Annotated in this window: 11 protein-coding genes, 1 tRNA gene and 1 pseudogene; 4 read left to right on the top strand and 9 right to left on the bottom strand. The window is 64.4% G+C overall.

Features of this window, described 5'->3' with window-relative positions; all coding sequences use genetic code 11:
- Positions 1-30: 30 nt before the first annotated feature.
- Both gpmA and NSE01_RS21295 read right to left on the bottom strand, forming a co-directional pair.
- Positions 31-717, bottom strand: coding sequence for a 2,3-diphosphoglycerate-dependent phosphoglycerate mutase (gene gpmA, locus NSE01_RS10645; RefSeq protein WP_147159559.1), 687 nt, complete (start codon positions 715-717; stop codon positions 31-33).
- 183 nt (positions 718-900) lie between these two features.
- Positions 901-1,050, bottom strand: coding sequence for a hypothetical protein (locus tag NSE01_RS21295; RefSeq protein ID WP_170233814.1), 150 nt, complete (start codon positions 1,048-1,050; stop codon positions 901-903).
- A 128-nt stretch (positions 1,051-1,178) separates the two neighbouring features.
- Between NSE01_RS21295 and NSE01_RS10640 the strand changes: the two genes are divergently transcribed.
- Positions 1,179-1,253: transfer RNA gene (locus NSE01_RS10640), tRNA-Thr, on the top strand.
- Positions 1,254-1,648: 395 nt separating this feature from the next.
- Here NSE01_RS10640 and NSE01_RS21950 read toward each other — a convergent pair.
- The 4 genes and pseudogenes from NSE01_RS21950 to NSE01_RS10625 form a co-directional block, all read right to left on the bottom strand.
- Positions 1,649-1,765, bottom strand: a pseudogene (locus NSE01_RS21950) (IS3 family transposase); the annotation flags it as partial.
- A 173-nt stretch (positions 1,766-1,938) separates the two neighbouring features.
- Entirely contained in the window at positions 1,939-8,370 is a 6,432-nt protein-coding gene (locus NSE01_RS10635) for a calcium-binding protein (protein ID WP_147159558.1), read from the bottom strand.
- A 513-nt stretch (positions 8,371-8,883) separates the two neighbouring features.
- Positions 8,884-9,705 carry a phosphate/phosphite/phosphonate ABC transporter substrate-binding protein gene (locus NSE01_RS10630; RefSeq protein ID WP_218033264.1) on the bottom strand — a complete coding sequence of 274 codons (822 nt, stop codon included), beginning with the start codon at positions 9,703-9,705 and terminating at the stop codon, positions 8,884-8,886.
- Positions 9,698-10,531, bottom strand: coding sequence for a helix-turn-helix domain-containing protein (locus NSE01_RS10625; RefSeq protein WP_147159557.1), 834 nt, complete (start codon positions 10,529-10,531; stop codon positions 9,698-9,700). Before NSE01_RS10625 ends, NSE01_RS10630 begins: the two co-directional genes overlap by 8 nt.
- 132 nt (positions 10,532-10,663) lie before the next feature.
- Between NSE01_RS10625 and NSE01_RS10620 the strand changes: the two genes are divergently transcribed.
- Complete coding sequence (locus tag NSE01_RS10620) at positions 10,664-11,632, top strand: fatty acid desaturase (RefSeq protein ID WP_170233813.1); 969 nt, start codon at positions 10,664-10,666, stop codon at positions 11,630-11,632.
- A 40-nt stretch (positions 11,633-11,672) separates the two neighbouring features.
- Here the strand turns inward: NSE01_RS10620 and NSE01_RS10615 are convergent, their stop codons facing one another.
- Positions 11,673-11,963, bottom strand: coding sequence for a GNAT family N-acetyltransferase (locus tag NSE01_RS10615; protein ID WP_147159555.1), 291 nt, complete (start codon positions 11,961-11,963; stop codon positions 11,673-11,675).
- Between the two features lie 80 nt (positions 11,964-12,043).
- Between NSE01_RS10615 and NSE01_RS10610 the strand changes: the two genes are divergently transcribed.
- Both NSE01_RS10610 and NSE01_RS10605 read left to right on the top strand, forming a co-directional pair.
- Complete coding sequence (locus tag NSE01_RS10610; protein WP_147159554.1) at positions 12,044-13,060, top strand: threonine aldolase family protein; 1,017 nt, start codon at positions 12,044-12,046, stop codon at positions 13,058-13,060.
- Positions 13,057-13,998: a DMT family transporter gene (locus tag NSE01_RS10605; RefSeq protein ID WP_147159553.1), complete on the top strand. Its 942-nt coding sequence runs from the start codon at positions 13,057-13,059 to the stop codon at positions 13,996-13,998. Before NSE01_RS10610 ends, NSE01_RS10605 begins: the two co-directional genes overlap by 4 nt.
- Here NSE01_RS10605 and NSE01_RS10600 read toward each other — a convergent pair.
- Together NSE01_RS10600 and NSE01_RS10595 are read right to left on the bottom strand one after the other, a co-directional pair.
- A complete protein-coding gene (locus NSE01_RS10600) occupies positions 13,908-14,732 on the bottom strand; it encodes a Rossmann-fold NAD(P)-binding domain-containing protein (protein WP_174812032.1) in 825 nt (274 codons plus the stop codon). The genes NSE01_RS10605 and NSE01_RS10600 overlap by 91 nt on opposite strands.
- A gap of 17 nt (positions 14,733-14,749) precedes the next feature.
- On the bottom strand, positions 14,750-16,054 hold the full coding sequence (locus NSE01_RS10595) for a M48 family metallopeptidase (RefSeq protein ID WP_147159551.1): 1,305 nt from the start codon (positions 16,052-16,054) through the stop codon (positions 14,750-14,752).
- Positions 16,055-16,092: the final 38 nt, after the last annotated feature.

The raw sequence follows: 16,092 nt of genomic DNA, 5'->3' as shown, positions 1-16,092 counted from the left end.
CCCCTTGCATCCCCTCTCGTCCGAAGCGGCTCAGCGCTCCGAAAGGTAGTACCGCTCGATCTCGGCCAGGTTATCGTCCAGTTCATAGACGATCGGCTGTCCGGTCGGAATCTCGAGCCCGGTGATATCGCCGTCCGAAATGCCCGAAAGGTGCTTCACCAGCGCGCGCAGCGAATTGCCATGCGCCGAAACCAGCACGGTGTGGCCTGCCCGCAGCGCAGGGGCGATTTTCTCATCCCAGCACGGCAGCACGCGCGCGATGGTGTCCTTGAGGCTCTCGGTATTCGGCACCGCGATCCCGGCATAGCGCGGGTCGCTCGCCAGATCGAACTCGCTCCCGGCTTCCAGCGGCGGCGGCGGAATATCGAAGCTGCGGCGCCACACCTTGACCTGCTCGTCACCGTGCTTCGCCGCCGTCTCAGCCTTGTCGAGCCCGGTCAGCCCGCCATAGTGCCGCTCGTTGAGGCGCCAGTCCTTGTCTTCCGGAATCCAGATGCGGCCCGCGGCTTCCAGCGCCAGATGCAGCGTTTTGATCGCGCGCTTCTGCAGCGATGTGAACGCCGTCGTCGGCAGGATGCCCTTGGCCTTGAGCAGTTCGCCAGCGGCGAACGCTTCCGCTGCGCCCTTTTCGGTCACGTCGACATCCCACCAGCCGGTGAAGCGGTTTTCAAGGTTCCATTGGGACTGACCATGGCGGATAAGGATCAGACGGGGCATCGAAGGTCCTGCTTGTCTGCGTTTCGGTAAGCGCGCGGACCTAGCGCCCCCCTCGCTGTTTGGAAAGCCCTGCTGCACCACGCCGCGCGCTAGAGCGCTTTCCGACCATTGCTGATCACCGTGACGGAGCCGATTTAGGCCGATTGCAGCGTCGCTCGTCGGTCACAATGGTCGGAAAGCGCTCTAGGTTTCGGAAGATTCGTCCCCCGGCGCCGCGCCCATGGCCCGCGCCTGCGCCTTGCGCCGCCGCAAGTTCTCGCGCAGCCGCAGCGCAAGTCGCTCCTCACGGGTCGGCGCTGTCTTGTCGTCTGCGGGTGGGGTCTTGTCGGCCATCGCGGGGTTCTCTGCCGCGCCGAGGCGAAGCCTGCAAGCCCGTCCTTGACAAACGCATGCCCCGCCGCCAAAGCGCGCGCCTGCCCCACTCCGGCTTAGCCGCGCAGACGGGCATGCGGAAATGGTGTGCTGCTGTAGCTCAGTGGTAGAGCGCATCCTTGGTAAGGCTGAGGTCGGGAGTTCAATCCTCCCCAGCAGCACCATTTCGTCACGCGCGCACGTCTATTCACAGACGTGCGCGCTTGGACGCCGAAACACCCCGCATTTCCGCGCCGTTTTACGGGCAACACGCTCAATACTCAGGACAGAGACGGCGTTGCAGACGGCGAGATCAGCCCCGTTTGCGGCCTGCGTCTCACACGGCTCTGTTGGTGTCCTGAGGGCAGGATTTACGCGACTTTTGGCGCCGCAGCAGCAGACGTATCATCCTTGATCCGTAGCTGCGGACCGCGCTGTACTGACTTTTCTGTTCTTGAGCATCGCAGCAAGTGCGCGCTTCCCATGGCGAGTTCAGCACACCGATAGGATGAGTTGCCTGATTAAGGCCCCGCCCGAAGCGGGGGAGTTTAGACGGGGCGGCAGTTTGCAATAAAGCCTAACGCAATTCGCCGAACCGGCGGCGCTGCTGCGCCAACTCGCGCAGCTTCGACCGTACCTCGGCATCGTCATCCCGCTGCGACCGGAAGCGCATGCCCATTCGGCCAGCGCCTATGACACAAGACGCCAAGCACAGCCCGGGCAAAGCCAGTTAACAGCACGCAGCTGGGATGCTGGCCTCGGGCACGCAGACGTGCCTGAAGGGCCTCTACGCCGCCAATACAGCCTGTTGAAGCAGTCGCAGTGCCTGCCTTCCCGGCAGGCGCTGCGACTGCTTGGGCCGAGTCCGCCTTATACGAACAGGAAGTCCGCCAGCTGGATCGAGGTCGGCGCGGTCAGGATACCGAGGTCGGCGATCTCGACTATGTTCGTATCGACTGTGTAGCTGGCATCGAGCGCGTGATAGAGCACGGTGTGGTTGGCACTGTCCTTGCCCACGATGAACACGCCCTCGCCAACACTGCCGCCCGCTGCCGCGGACAGGTAGTTCTGGACATCGCCGACGCTGTCGAAATTGGCGCCGGTGTAGATGATCAGGTCCTTGCCGGTGATGTCGGTGGCGGTAGACGCGGTCGCGAGGCGCTGGTCGAATGCGGCGCCGTTGAAGTCGAACGCGCTGGCGGCAAAGCGCAGGTCGTCAGCCGAGGCGAGGAAGTCGGTGATCGTGTCAGGCGAACCGTCGCGGGTTTGCCAACCGAACACGTCCGAACCTGCGCCGCCGGTCAACGTATCTGATGTCTGGCTGCCGATGATCAGGTTGTTGCCGCTGCTCCCGGTGGCGGTGAGGCCGGATCCGCTTGCGCTCCAGTCAAGGTTCTCGAAGTTCTTGACCACCGCCGTATCGCCGATCGACTGGTCGGTTGCCGACGAAAGATCGAAGGTATCCGTGACGCCTTCGAAGTAGCTGTAGACAAGCGTGTCGGTATCGGCCCCGCCATCGAGCGTTGTATTGTAGAGGCGGTAGCCATAGTCGATGCGGTCGTTGCCGGCATCGCCGAACACTTGCATGCCGTCGGCCCAGTATCCGCCGCTGGACGGCGCCTTCAGCGTGTCGTTGCCTCCGTTACCGTGGATCACAGCAGCAATGGCCGACGGCCCGGTTATTGTCTCGTTCCCTGCGGCACCATTGATGGACAAGGTATCCAGACCATCGAAGTAACCCCAGGAAGTGCCCGAAAGATCGACCGTGGTGCCCGATGCCACATTGACGATGAACGCCTCGGCCGTGGTGCCAGAATAGGCGCTGTTGGCGTAGATAGCGCCGATCCCGGCTGCCTGCGCGCCGGTGAGCGTGACAGTCATGCCCTGCTCGAGCGCGGTGCCATTCACATCGGCTGCATAAGCATTGAGAAACTCGAGGTTCGTCAATGTGCCAACGGTAAAGTCCGTGCTCGCGCGGACAAAGAGCACGTCATAATCACCGCTGCCCTGGCCGTTGATGGTTTCGCCCGCGGCAAAATCACCAGCATTGATATAGAAATCGTCAGATCCGGAGCTGCCGAGCAAAGTATCTGCCCCTGCACCGCCGTAGATATACGCGCCGTAGGCACCGGCAGTGAGCGAATCCGCTGCGCTGCCACCGATCAGGGTGCTGCGCAAATCGGCGCGGCCGCTTGCAGTTACCGCAGCCGCCGAGCCCGAGGCATCGACGTTCTCGAAGTTGCTGACCGCAACTGTGTCACCGCTGGTCTGATCACCATTGTTGAGGTTGATCGTCACCGCGCTGAGCACTTTCAGCGTATCGGAGTCCGCCCCGCCGTTGATCACGCTCGCTGTGCTGCGATAGGTGATCCGGTCGTCGTCGCCCTGGCCGTTGATCGTATCCAGCCCCGCGCCGCCATCGATCGTGTCTGCACTCTGACTGCCGAGAATGGTGTTCGCCGCGCTGCTTCCGGTCACGGTCAAGCTGTAGTTGCTGAGGGTCCAGTCGATGTTCTCGAAGTTCTTGGCCACGACGGAGTCGCCGCTGGTCTGGTCCGTCGCTGAGGAGAGATCGATCACGTCGTAAAAGCCGGAGGCATAGTTGTAGACCAGCGTGTCGCTGTCCGCTCCGCCATCGAGCGTTACATTCTGGAACGGGTAGCCATAATCGATGCGATCATTGCCGGCATCGCCAAACACCTGCGTGCCCTCAGCCCAGTAGCCGTAGGATGTCGGCGTCTTGATCGTATCGTTGCCACCGTTACCGTGAATCACGGTTGCGAACGCGGGTCCGGTGATCGTTTCGTTCCCGCCGGCGCCGTTGATGGAAAGAGTGTCGGTACCGTCGAAGTTGTTGACTGCCAGAGCCGACAGGTCGGCAGTCGTGCCAGAGGCTACATTGATGATAAAGGTCTCGGTGGTGCTGCCGTAGTAGCTTCCGTTCGCGTAGATGGTTGTAAGGCCAGCCGCCTGCGCACCGGTGAGCGTAACGGTCACGTTCTGCTGGATCAGATCGCCGTTGGCATTGGTCGCGACGGCGCTGAGCACCTCGACGTTGGAAATCGTGGCTACCGAAAAGTCGGTCGTAGCGCTGGCGGAGATCATGTCTCCGGTCCCGCCGCCGCCGTTGATCGATTCGCCCGCCACCACGTCGCCAGCCAGGAAAAAGAACGAGTCGTCCCCGGCCCCACCGACCAGCGTGTCCGCTCCGCCATTGCCGAAGATATCTGCACCGAACACGCCCGCAGTCAGCGTGTCAGCCGCGCTGCCGCCAATCAGGAGACTGCGGACATCGTTGCGCCCGATCGCGGACAACGAAACGGACGATGCAGACCCGTTCACGTTCTCGAACCCGGTGACCACAGCGGTGTCGCCGCTGGTCTGGTCGCCATTATTGAGGTTGATCGTCGCCGCACCAACCACCCGCAGCGTGTCGGTATCGGCACCGCCAGCAATCGAGGTGGCTGTACCGCGATAGGTGATCGTGTCGTTACCGGTGCCGCCGGTAACCGTATCGGCACCAGCCCCGCCATCGATCCAGTCGCTGCCATCGTTACCGGCAATGGCATCCGCCCCGGACCCGCCCACGATGCGGTTGTCGTAGATGTCGCCTGTGAGGCTCACCCCGGCCGAAAGCGCCGAGGCATCAATGTTCTGGAAGCCGCCAACAACAACGGTGTCGCCCGACGTCTGGTCCGAATTGTTCAGGTTGACGGTGGCCGCAGCTGCCAGAACCAGCGTGTCGTTCTGCACTATGTCGAAGGTGGTCCCCTGATAGTAGCCGTTTACCTCTACTTCGGTGCCGCGATAGGTAATCGTATCGGCGCCGTCTTTGCCGAAGATCTGGTCCGCGCCACCATTGCCGTCGAGCACGTCGGCGTAAAAAGACCCGTTGATGATGTTGGCGCCGCTGCTGCCCTTCGCGGTGGCCCCGATGGTGCTGCTGCTGCTGTAACCCGTGTTGGGGTCGTACGCTTGCCCCAAGTCGATGTTTTCAAAGCCCGAGGTGTTTACGCTGTCGCCAAGGCTCTGATCCGCCTGGCTGAGATCGAAATTGCCGCCGCTCAGCGAGATCAGCGTATCGGTGTCAGCCCCACCAGCGACCACGGCATCGCCAGCATGCCATACCACGCTGTCGTTGCCTGCCCCGCCGTTCGAAGTATTGGAACCGCCAAAGGCTTCGATGAAGTCGTTGCCGCCGTTGCCATTGATCGTGTCATTGCCGCTGCCGCCAAAGATGCTGTCATCCAACGCGTTGCCATTCGCGGTTTGCCCGCCAGCGCCGAGATGGAGGTTGTATCTGTTCGCCGCGAACTGGCCGTTGATAGTCAGGCCCGCCGTATCGTTTGCCACGAAATAGATCGAGTATCCGCCGCTGCCGGTGATCGTATCAACGAGATTGACAATCTCGAACCCGGTGAACGCCGAGCTCATGACGGCAGCACTGCCATAGTAGTTGTCGATCTCGATCGTGTCGGTGCCTGTGCCGCCCGAAAGCGATGCCGGAGCGGTGAAGAAGCCGCTGACTACCTTGAGCGTGTCGTTGCCATTGCCGAGTGTGCCGCTGAGGTTGCCAGCCTGCGGGCCCGCGTAAATACCGATGTTGGGATCATAGGCGCTCATGATCAGCGTATCGCTGCCATCACCGAGATTGACGCTGACCGCATTGCCGGCGTTCTCGACCCGCGAGACATTGAGCGTGTCCACGCCAGTGCCGGAGGTAATGGAAATGCTCTGGTTCTGCGTGTTCGTGACTGCAAAGTCGTCAAGCAGGATCGTATGATCGGCGTTGTCGGTTGTCACCGCCTCGATCTGCTGGATGTTGTTGCCCGACAGATCGATCGTGCCCGCGCCCGTGATCGTCAGCGTATCGGTCACCGCGCCCGTGCCGCCGTTCACCGTGTCGCCCGCATCGAGAGCGGTAGCGGCAAACCGGAACGTATCCGCGCCCGAACCGCCGAACACCGTGTCGTTGCCTGTGCCGGCGGAGATATCGAGCCGGTTGGTCGCCGTGATCACATCGCCGCCGTTGATCAGGTCATCGCCGGTTCCGCCAAGGACAGAGACCGTCGTGGCCGTGGCCGAGGACACCAGCGCATCGGTCAGGTTGAAAACGTTGGTGCCGTTGGCGAGTTGCACCGTCTCGATCCCGGTGACGCTGGCCAGCAGGCTGGCCGCAAACGTGCCCGCCGTGGTGAATTGCAGCGTGTCGCTCCCGGCGCCGCCCTGCACGGTGTCGCCGCCAAAATCGGCTGCGGCAAAGCGGAAGAAGTCCGCACCCGCGCCGCCCTTCAGCACATCGGACCCCGCGTTCGAGCGGATATCGACCGAGTTCGCGCCTGTCAGCCCAGAGCCGTCGATCGTGTCATTGCCAGTGCTGCCCTGCACGATGATCCGACTGCCCGCCACGCCGGTCAGGTTCCCGTTCACCACGGTCACACCATTGGTGCCCGCAACCAGCGCGATCGTCTCGACACCGGTCATGTTGGCCAGCGCGTTCGCTGCCAGCACGCCCGCCGAGGTCATCTGCAGCGTGTCCGAACCCGCTCCCCCGGAGATCGTATCACCCGCAAGATCGGCCGCGGCAAAGCGGAATACGTCCGCACCCGCGCCGCCCTTGAGCACATCGAGCCCCGCGGCCGAGCGGAAGTCGATCGAGTTGGCGCCGGTCAGCCCCGAGCCGTCGATCGTGTCGGCGCCGTTCGCGCCGAACACCGTGATCCTGCTGCCTGCAACACCGGAGAGGTTGCCGTCCACCACCGTCACGCTGTTGGTGCCTGTGGCCAGCAGGATCTGCTCCACCTGGGTCATATTTGCCAGTGCCGTCGCGCCCAGCACCCCGGCGCTCGTGAGCAAGACCTGGTCGGTGCCGGCCCCGCCGGTGATCGTATCGCTGGCAAGGTCAGCTGCGGTAAAGCGGAAAATGTCTGCACCTGCGCCGCCCTTCAGCACATCAAGGCCCGATCCGGAAATCATGATCGCCGCGTTCGTGCCCGTCAGACCCGAGGCATCGATGGTATCCGCGCCGCTGGTGCCGAGCACGTTGATTCGCGCGCCGCCGAGTCCCGTGAAGTTGCCATCCACCAGCGTCACGCCGTTGGTGCCGGTGGTGAGCGAGATCGTCTCGATCCCGCTGACCCCGGCCAGAGCCGTGGCGCTGAGTACGCCCGCCGTGGTCACCGCCAGCGTGTCAGCGCCAGCACCGCCGGTCACCGTGTCGGTGCTGTCGATCTCACCCACCGTGAAGCGGAACACGTCTGCACCGGCGCCGCCCTTAAGCACATCGGTGCCACTGCCCGAGCGGATATCCACCGCATTGGTGCCCGTCAGCCCCGAGCCATCGACCGTATCCGCGCCGCTTGCGCCAAATACCGTGATCTTGCCGGTCGAAACACCGGTCAGGTTGCCGTTGACCACCGTCACGCTGTTGGTGCCGGCCGCCAGCACGATTTCTTCAACACCGCTCATCTGCGACAAGGCCGTCGCCCCCAGCACGCCGGCGGTCGAAAGCTGGAGCTGGTCGGTGCTGGCTCCGCCGATGATCGTGTCGCCGGCAAGGTCCGCCGCGGCAAAGCGGAATGCGTCCGTCCCCGCGCCGCCCTTCACAGTATCGAGACCAGCGCCAGCGATGAAAATCGCCGCGTTCCCAGCCGTCAGGCCCGAACCGTCGATCGTGTCCGCACCGGTGTTGCCAAGCACGGTAATGCGCCCGCCGCCAAGGCCCGTGAGATTGCCGTTGACCAGCGTCACGCTGTTGGTGCCCGCCGCCAGCGTGATCGTCTCGACACCGCTGACCCCGGACAGCGCAGTCGCGCCTAGCACGCCCGCCACGTTGATCTGCAGGATATCGCTGCCCGCGCCGCCGGTTACCGTGTCGCCGGCGAGGTCAGCCGCCGCAAAGCGGAACACATCCGCCCCAGCGCCGCCTTTGAGAATATCGAGCCCGGCGCCCGAACGGATATCGAGCGCATTCGCGCCCGTCAGGCCAGAGCCGTCGATCGTGTCCGCGCCGCTCGCGCCGTTAACGATGATCTTGGCGCCCGTGACGCCGACCATGTTGCTATTGACGAAGGTAATGCTGTTGGTCCCGGCAGTCAGCGTCACCGTCCCGACACCCGATACCCCGGCGAGAGCAGTGGCGGCCAGCAGGCCGGCGGTCGTGATCTGCAACTGATCGCTACCGCCGCCACCGGTTACCGTATCAAGTGCGTCGAGATCTGCTGCTGCGAACTGAAATGTATCCGCAACTGCTGTGCCGTTGAACGTGTTGTTCGTGGCTGCCTGACCTACAAAAATCGCCATGATTACACTGCCCCGCCAATAATTTATCAGACCAGCGAAATAGCCGAATCCCCCTAAGTAGAAATACTATCAAGCCGTGGTCCGACCGTCCACGACTTATCAAAGGTCGTTAATGAAAAAGTAAGAATCCTGGAATTTTTTCAATAAATCTTCGCATAATTGACCATATTGGTTCGATTGAACGCGCATGCTTTGCCAGAGAAGTTGGACGCTTGCTGGCCCGAGCGAGACCTGAATTGCGCTTGAAGTTCTAAATCCAATCAGCTGCCTGAACAGAAACCCCTATTGATTCAGATAGGAAGAGCGCTATTCGGAATGCCTCATTCATTATTCTGCTTGGCCGAATAAGCTTGGGTTCCGATCAGGACGAACTTGTCGAAGAGCCAGTCCGGAGTACGGCCCTTGGTCGCAGGCCGATGATGGGCGAAGCCATTGGAGCCACCGAGGCATCTGGGCGTGCATTCCGGCAGCGCTGATGGGGTGTGGGCTGGCTGTGGCTAAAATGCCTGCAATTCAGCCAAGTACCGGATAGCCGAGCGCTGCGGCCTCGCGCTCCAGCGCGAGCACGGCATCGTAGTCGTCCATCTCCAGACTAGCGAATCCCTCCAGCCCCAGTAGATCACGCAGACCTGCCGTGGCCGGGTCCAGCGCAAGATCCGCGAGAGCGCCGCGCAGGAGCGCAATCTCCCTGTCGTGCGCGGTTCCCCGCGTGATCAGTGGTAGGCCAGGCGTCTTTGCCGTCTCGGCCAGAATGCGCACACCAGCGACGACCTCGGGCGCAAAGCGCGCCAGATTGCCGAACGTCACGCAATCGATCGCGGCCACATCGGCCCTGCCCCCTGCAACCATCGCAATGCTCGCGCGGTGGCTGCCACTTTCGGCCACGCCGCCAAGGAATCGCCCCTCTACCGCATGCGGCGCGAGTGTGCGGCGCAGCAGGTTCATCCCGGAATTGCTGCCCCAATCGTTGATCGCCGCCACCGCGCCGCGCAGATCGGCGACAGCACCAAACCCCGCATCCGCGCGCACGATCACGAAGCTGCCGCCCAGCGCACCGATGCAGCCGGGATGACGATAGATCGGCGTTGCCACCAGCCGCACTTTCGCGCCCAGCTGGGTCACCAGCGGATAGCCGCAAGTCTGCGCCAGCAGCAGCTGCGGATCGAGCCACGCCGCATCGTGCGCGATCACCTCATCAAGGGCAGCCGACACACCAGCCAGCCCCGCTGCCGTGAGCCGTGCGGCAAGATCGGCCCACAGCGCCCGCGTCGCCTCCGCGATCACCGGCGGATCGCGGTACATTGCAAGGCTGGCAAGGCGCAGGCCCTCAGCCAAGCTTGAGCCCCCTGACAAAGCCCGCCGCTTCGTGCGCATGGACGCGGGTGTGGCGGATCAGGCCCTCGAACTGGCGCTGCATGGTCCGGATCGTCTCCGCACTGCTGAGCACGAGATACATCTGCCCGGCAAAGATCGCGACGCGAGTCGACCCGAAGATCGTGTAGGGGATCGAAAATCGCTCGCGCCCGTCGAACAGGAACAGGCGGAACGAAGGATAGAGCTCCTCGACCAGCGCGCTCATGTGCGCGAGTTGCGCTTGTCGGCCCGCTTTCGAAAGGCCGCTCCAGATGCCTGCACCGGCGGCGAACTGCTCGAGCGTCTGCAGCGGCATGCAGCATTCCATGTCGGTCCCCGCCGCGCGGTTGTACTCGAGCCGGAACGCAGCATCCTCGACTTGTGCCAGCGGACTCTGGTGCGCAGCTGCCGCTTCATAGGCGATCACTTCCGTGGTGCGCAGCAGATCGGGAATGCGCGCGGGCACATAGCGGATCTTGGTCCCGGCCGCCTCGGCATGCCAGCGCATGAGCAGGCTTGCTCCGTCCTCCTCGGTCGTCTCGATCGTGCCGGTCGAGAGCATGGCCCCGGTCACGCCCTCGTCTTCCGAAAGGCCCAGCAGCCAGTCGATCGTCACCGCGTGCCGCTCGGCAATGGCCAGCAGCGTCTCAACGCGCGGCAGCCGTACCATGCGGCCCGATAGCAGCAGCGAAAGCGCCGAACGATCGATGCCGATGCCATGCGCGAAGGCCGCCTGGCTGAGCCGCGAACGATCGAACACGCTCTGCAGCCGCGCACGAAACACTTCCGCCAATGCGCGCTTGTCCATGGCCACCCCTCTTGTGACTTAAGTCAACATCTGCCGCATTTGGTGAACAAATGCAACGCCGCGTCACCATTGTCTCCTTGAATGTCTACTGGTGCGGTTGGATGTTCGGGCGCGGAGGGCGGTTCCGAAATCATGAATGAGCACAGCCACGCCGAGTTCGAGCAAATCCTGCGGCGCGCGGCCACGTCCAGCATGGAATGGCCGACCCTGGCACTTGTCGCCGCGTGCTACGCTGCGTGGCTCGCCGCTGGCCTGCTCCATGCCGCCGCGCCGTGGTTGGCGACTGCGCTCCTCGCGTTTCCCATCGCGCTCCATTCCTCGCTGCAGCATGAGGCGATCCACCGCCACCCTACGCGCAGCGCTGCATGGAACGAAGCGCTGGTGTTCCTGCCGCTCGGCCTGCTGATCCCCTATCGCCGCTACCGCGACACGCACCTTGCCCACCATGTCGATTTCCGGATCACCGATCCCCACGACGATCCCGAAAGCTTTTACTGGGCAGCAGCAGACCACCAGCGCCTGCCCCGCGCGCTGCGCCTGCTGCTCGCGTGGAACGCCACGCTGGCGGGCCGGATCGTGATCGGCCCCGCCATCGCCACGGTCCGCTTCCTGCTCAGCGAAGCGCGTCTCGGGCTGGGCCTGCGCGGCGGCGCGGCACGCGCCTGGCGTGAGGCATGGGCACGCCATGCGCTCGGCCTCATGGTCGTGCTAGCCATTGTCCATGTCGTCTTCGTGATGCCGCTTCTGGCCTATCTGGGCGCAGTCTACCTCGCCATGGCACTGCTGGCCCTGCGCGGCTTTGCAGAGCACCGCTGGGCCGAGGCCGTGGATGCGCGCACCGTGGTCATCGAGCGGTCATGGCTGGGCTGGCTGTTCCTGCACAACAACCTCCACCTCGTTCACCACAAGCAGCCCCACTTGCCGTGGTATGTGCTTCCCGAGGCCTACCGCGCCCGCCGCGCGGAGTGGCTGGCCCTCAACGAGGGCTATGTCTTCCCGAGCTACCGCGCGATGTTCGCCGCCTTCGCGCTGCGCGCCAAGGAACCGGTCATCCATCCCGCCCCTGCGCCAACAGGCTCACCGGGCCAGACAATCGCCTGAGGTTCCTGCAGACCTTCCCTCGATGATCTGGCGGGTAGCGTCAGGCGAGCAGGTCCGCCCATTCCGGATTGCGCCGGAACGCGGCGGCGACGTAGGTGCATTCGGGCACGATCTTCCAGCCCTGCTCGCGCGCGTCGGCAATCAGCGCTTCGACCAGCTTGCCGGCAATGCCGCGCCCGCCGATCTCGGTCGGCACCAGCGCGTGTTCGGCGGTCAGCACATTGTCGCGGCGGACCCATGTCAGGCGGCCGACGGCTGCGCTGTCCGCCACTCGCGCCTGATACTCGCCTTCGGCGCCATGATCGATGAGGGTGATGGCGGGGTCATCCATAACTATCGGCCTCCCAAGGCATGCTCACTTCCTCCAAGCGCCCTTCCCCGGACGTGCCATGGCGGTTAAGGGGTGCGCCCATGAAGTTCTTCTCCGACAACGCCGCTCCTGTCCACCCCCGCATCTGGGCCGCGATGCAGGCCGCCGACGCGCCCGACACCGCCTATGACGGCGATGCGCTGTCTGCCCGGCTCGATGCAGCGTTCACCGATCTGTTCGGCGTGCCTTGCGCGGCGATCTGGGTGGCGACGGGCACGGCGGGCAATTGCCTTGCGCTTTCGGCGATGGTTCCCCCACACGGCGGCGTCGTCTGCCACCGCGAGGCGCATATCGAGATGGACGAGGGCGGCGCGCCGGGCTTCTTCCTCCACGGCGCGAAGCTGCTGCTGGCCGAAGGTGAAGGCGCCAAGCTTACGCCGGAGACGATCAGCACCGTGCTCGATGGCATTCGCCCCGGCGTCCATCAGGTCCAGCCGCATGCGATCTCGATCACGCAGGCCACCGAATGCGGCCGGGTCTACACCCCAGCAGAAGTGAGCGCGATCAGCGCGCTGGCCAAGGCACGCGGCCTCGGCCTCCACATGGACGGCGCGCGCTTTGCCAATGCAGTCGCCCACCTAGGCTGCTCGCCTGCCGATGTCACAGTCGGCGCAGGCGTCGATGCGCTCACCTTCGGCTGCGTCAAGAACGGCGGTATGAGCGCGGAGGCGATCGTGTTCTTTGCGCCCGATCTCGTCGACGTCGTCCGCTATCGCCGCAAGCGCGCCGGGCACCTGCAGTCGAAGGGCCGCTACCTCGCCGCGCAGATCCTCGCCATGCTGGAAGGCGGTCTCTGGCTCGAAAACGCCCGCGCCGCCAATGCCGCCGCGCAGGAAATTGCCGCTGCCTGTGGAGAGCGACTGATCCACCCGGTCGAGGCGAACGAGATTTTCGTGGTCCTCTCGCCCGCCGAACAGGCCGCACTGCGCGGACAGGGCTTTGATTTCTACGATTGGACAGCGCCCGCCGGTGCCCCCGGTGCTGCGCGTCTGGTAACCTCGTGGAGCAGCCCGCCGCATGAAGTGGAGGCGCTCGCCCGCGCCATTGCTGCGCTGTGAGCGTCGATCATCAGACCAGCGGCGAGGCCAGCTTCCTCGAACCGCGCATCCTCGCACCGTTCCTGATCACCGCACTGATCTGGGGCTCGACGTGGATCGCCATCAAGTATCAGCTGGGCGACGTGCCGCCGAGCTGGTCGGTCACCTGGCGCTTCACCGGCGCGGCCATCGGCATGTTCGTGTTCGCGGCATTCAAGCGGCTACCGCTTGTGCCTGACAGGAACGGGCTGATCGTCGCGACCGTGATGGGCTGCAGCGTATTCAGCCTCAACTTCCAGTTTGTCTACCGCTCCGAACAATACGTCACCTCTGGCCTCGTCGCGGTGCTCTTCGCGCTGCTGCTGGTGCCCAACACCATCCTCGCCCGCGTCTTCCTCGGCCAGCGGATCACGCGCGGCTTCCTTTTCGGCACGGCCATCGCGCTCGCTGGCATCGCGCTGCTCATGCTGCACGAATATCGCATCGCACTGGCCCAGAACGCGGCGATGGGCGCGCATGTGCTGATCGGCGGCGCGATGGTGCTGATAGCGCTGATGTTCGCTTCGGTCGGCAACGTGGTGCAGGCAAGCCCGATGGCGCGCGGCCAGCCGGTGCCGACGCTGCTCGCATGGGCCATGATGATCGGCGCGACGGTCGATGGCACGATTGCGTGGATCCTTTCGGGTCCGCCGCGCTTCGACTTCACCCTGGCTTACGCAGGGGGTGCCGCCTACCTCGCCATTATCGGCACGGTCGTGACCTTCCCGATGTACAACGGCCTGCTGCGGGCGCTCGGCCCCGGCCGCGCCGCCTACAACGGTGTGCTGGTGCCGGTCGTAGCGATGCTGATTTCGACCGCGTTCGAAGGCTACCGCTGGTCGCTGCTGGCGGGTTCGGGCGCGACGCTCGCGATGATCGGGCTGGTTGTGGCATTGAGGGCGCGCAACCCTTCGCGGTAGGTCGGGTAGCGGGGCTGCCAGCCCAGCACCCGCTTGGCCTTGCCGTTCGCAATGCGCCGGTTCTCGGCATAGAACGCCAGCGCCATGGGTGAAAGCGCGGCCTCCTCCAGCGTCTGCAGCGGCGGCGGAGCCACACCCAGCAGCCGCGCCGCTTCCTCGATCACCGCGTTCTGGCTCGAAGGCTCGTCATCGCCGAGGTTGTAGACCCCCGCCGGCCCTTCCATCCCCGCGATCACGCCCGCGGCAATGTCTTCGACATGGACGCGGCTGAACACCTGCCCCTCGAGCGCAATCCGCTTGGCAGCGCCATCGTGCACCCGGTCGAGTGCGCTGCGACCGGGGCCGTAGATGCCCGGCAGGCGGAACACGCGCACCCGCTCGCCCAGCGCCTGCCATTCAAGATCCGCCGCCGTCCGCGCCGAACGCCGCCCGGTGCCGACCTCGGCAGTCTCATCCACCCATGCTCCGCCAGTATCGCCATAGACGCCCGTCGAAGAGAGATAGCCGATCCACGTCGCGGGTGCCGCCGCCAGCGCCTCGCCATAGGCCTCCAGCACCGGATCGCCGCCCTCGCGCATCGGCGGCACGGACGACAGCACATGGCTCGCGCCCGCCAGCGCGGCGAGCACTGCCTCGCGGTCGTAGAACCTGATGTCTCCCTCGCGCCCCGTGCCGATCACGTCCCAGCCCGCCGCGCGCAGCCGCGCCGCGATAACCTGCGACGTATACCCCATGCCGAAGATGAGCAACTTCACGGCCTGGAACCCGGCGTCTTCGGATCAGGCAGCGGCGACGGCACGACTTCGACCGCGTTCGGCACATGGTCCTTCTTCCACTGCATCGCCATGGTCACCCGCGTCTTGCCCGAGGGGTGATCGAAAAACAGCATTTCCTCGAGCGGCCCCGGCTCGATCTTGCGATAAGCCGATAGCTTCATCGCCGTGGCGGCAAAGCCATCGGGTTCGCGCGCAGCGTCCAGTCCGAAAGCGTCTGCCTCGCTTTCATCGACGCGGATCAGCGTGTTGGTCACCGGTGTCGCCAGCAGCGAGAGCACACTCAGCAAGCCCGCCAGCACTGGCAGCGATGCCGGATCAGCCAGCCCGCGAACGCCCCAGCTCTCCCTGCCATAGCGGATCAGCGCCGGTGCGATGCGCGATGCCAGCCATAGCAGCAGGCCCATCAGCAAGGTCAGCACCACGATCATGCGCCACACGTGCCCCAGCACATAGTGGCCCAGTTCATGGCCCATCACCGCCGCCGTCTCCGCCACGCTCGTCTTCTTCAGCAAGTTGTCATTGAGCGAGATGCGGATCGTTGGCCCGATGCCCGAAACGTTCGCCGAAATCCGGTCCGACTGGCGCGATTCATCGACCAGGTAGATGTGCTCCGCCGGCACGCCATTGGCCTTGGCCATGGCGACAACCCGCTCGCGCACCGGCCCATTCGGCAGTTCGGACGATGTATTGAACAGAGGCACGATGAAAACCGGGGTGATGAGCACGAGGAAGGTGATGGCGAGGCCGACAACCCCGGTGCCGATCAGCCACCAGCGCTTCGGATACTTGCGGATCACGGCATAGATCACCAGCAGCAGCACGCTGCCGAAAACAGCGCTCAGCGCCAGCCCGATCGCCTGATCGCCCAGCCATGCTCCCAGCGACTGGTTCAACAGCCCGTATTGTTTCTCTCGCCAGTACCCTTCGTAGATCGCCCAAGGCAGGCTGAGCAGCGAATCGGCCATGATGAATACCAAAGCACAGGCAAGCACGCCCAGCCACGGCCGCCAGCCGCGCCGGTGCATCCCGTCGCGCACGGCCGGCAGCAGACGAATGCGCAGCAGGAACCAGCAGATGCCAACCGAAAACAGCGCGTTCCACAGCGCCAGCCACTCGCCACCTTCGAAATAGGCGTCGGAGCGCGCCTTGGCCGGGCCGCTCAACGTGTTGAGCCAGAGCTGCGCCGCGTGATCGACGTCGAACGCAGCGGCATGGGCAAGTGTGGGCAGGCCCGCGAGCAACCCCAAGACGGCAACTGAAATCCATCGTACTGCTGGCATGGTCTGCGACCCGTCCCCGTGCTTGTTCTGCTTGCGCC

The sequence above is a fragment of the Novosphingobium sediminis genome, assembly GCF_007991615.1.
In the GTDB taxonomy this organism is placed as follows: Bacteria; Pseudomonadota; Alphaproteobacteria; order Sphingomonadales; family Sphingomonadaceae; genus Novosphingobium; species Novosphingobium sediminis.
This window is presented reverse-complemented; position numbering and strand designations above follow the sequence as displayed.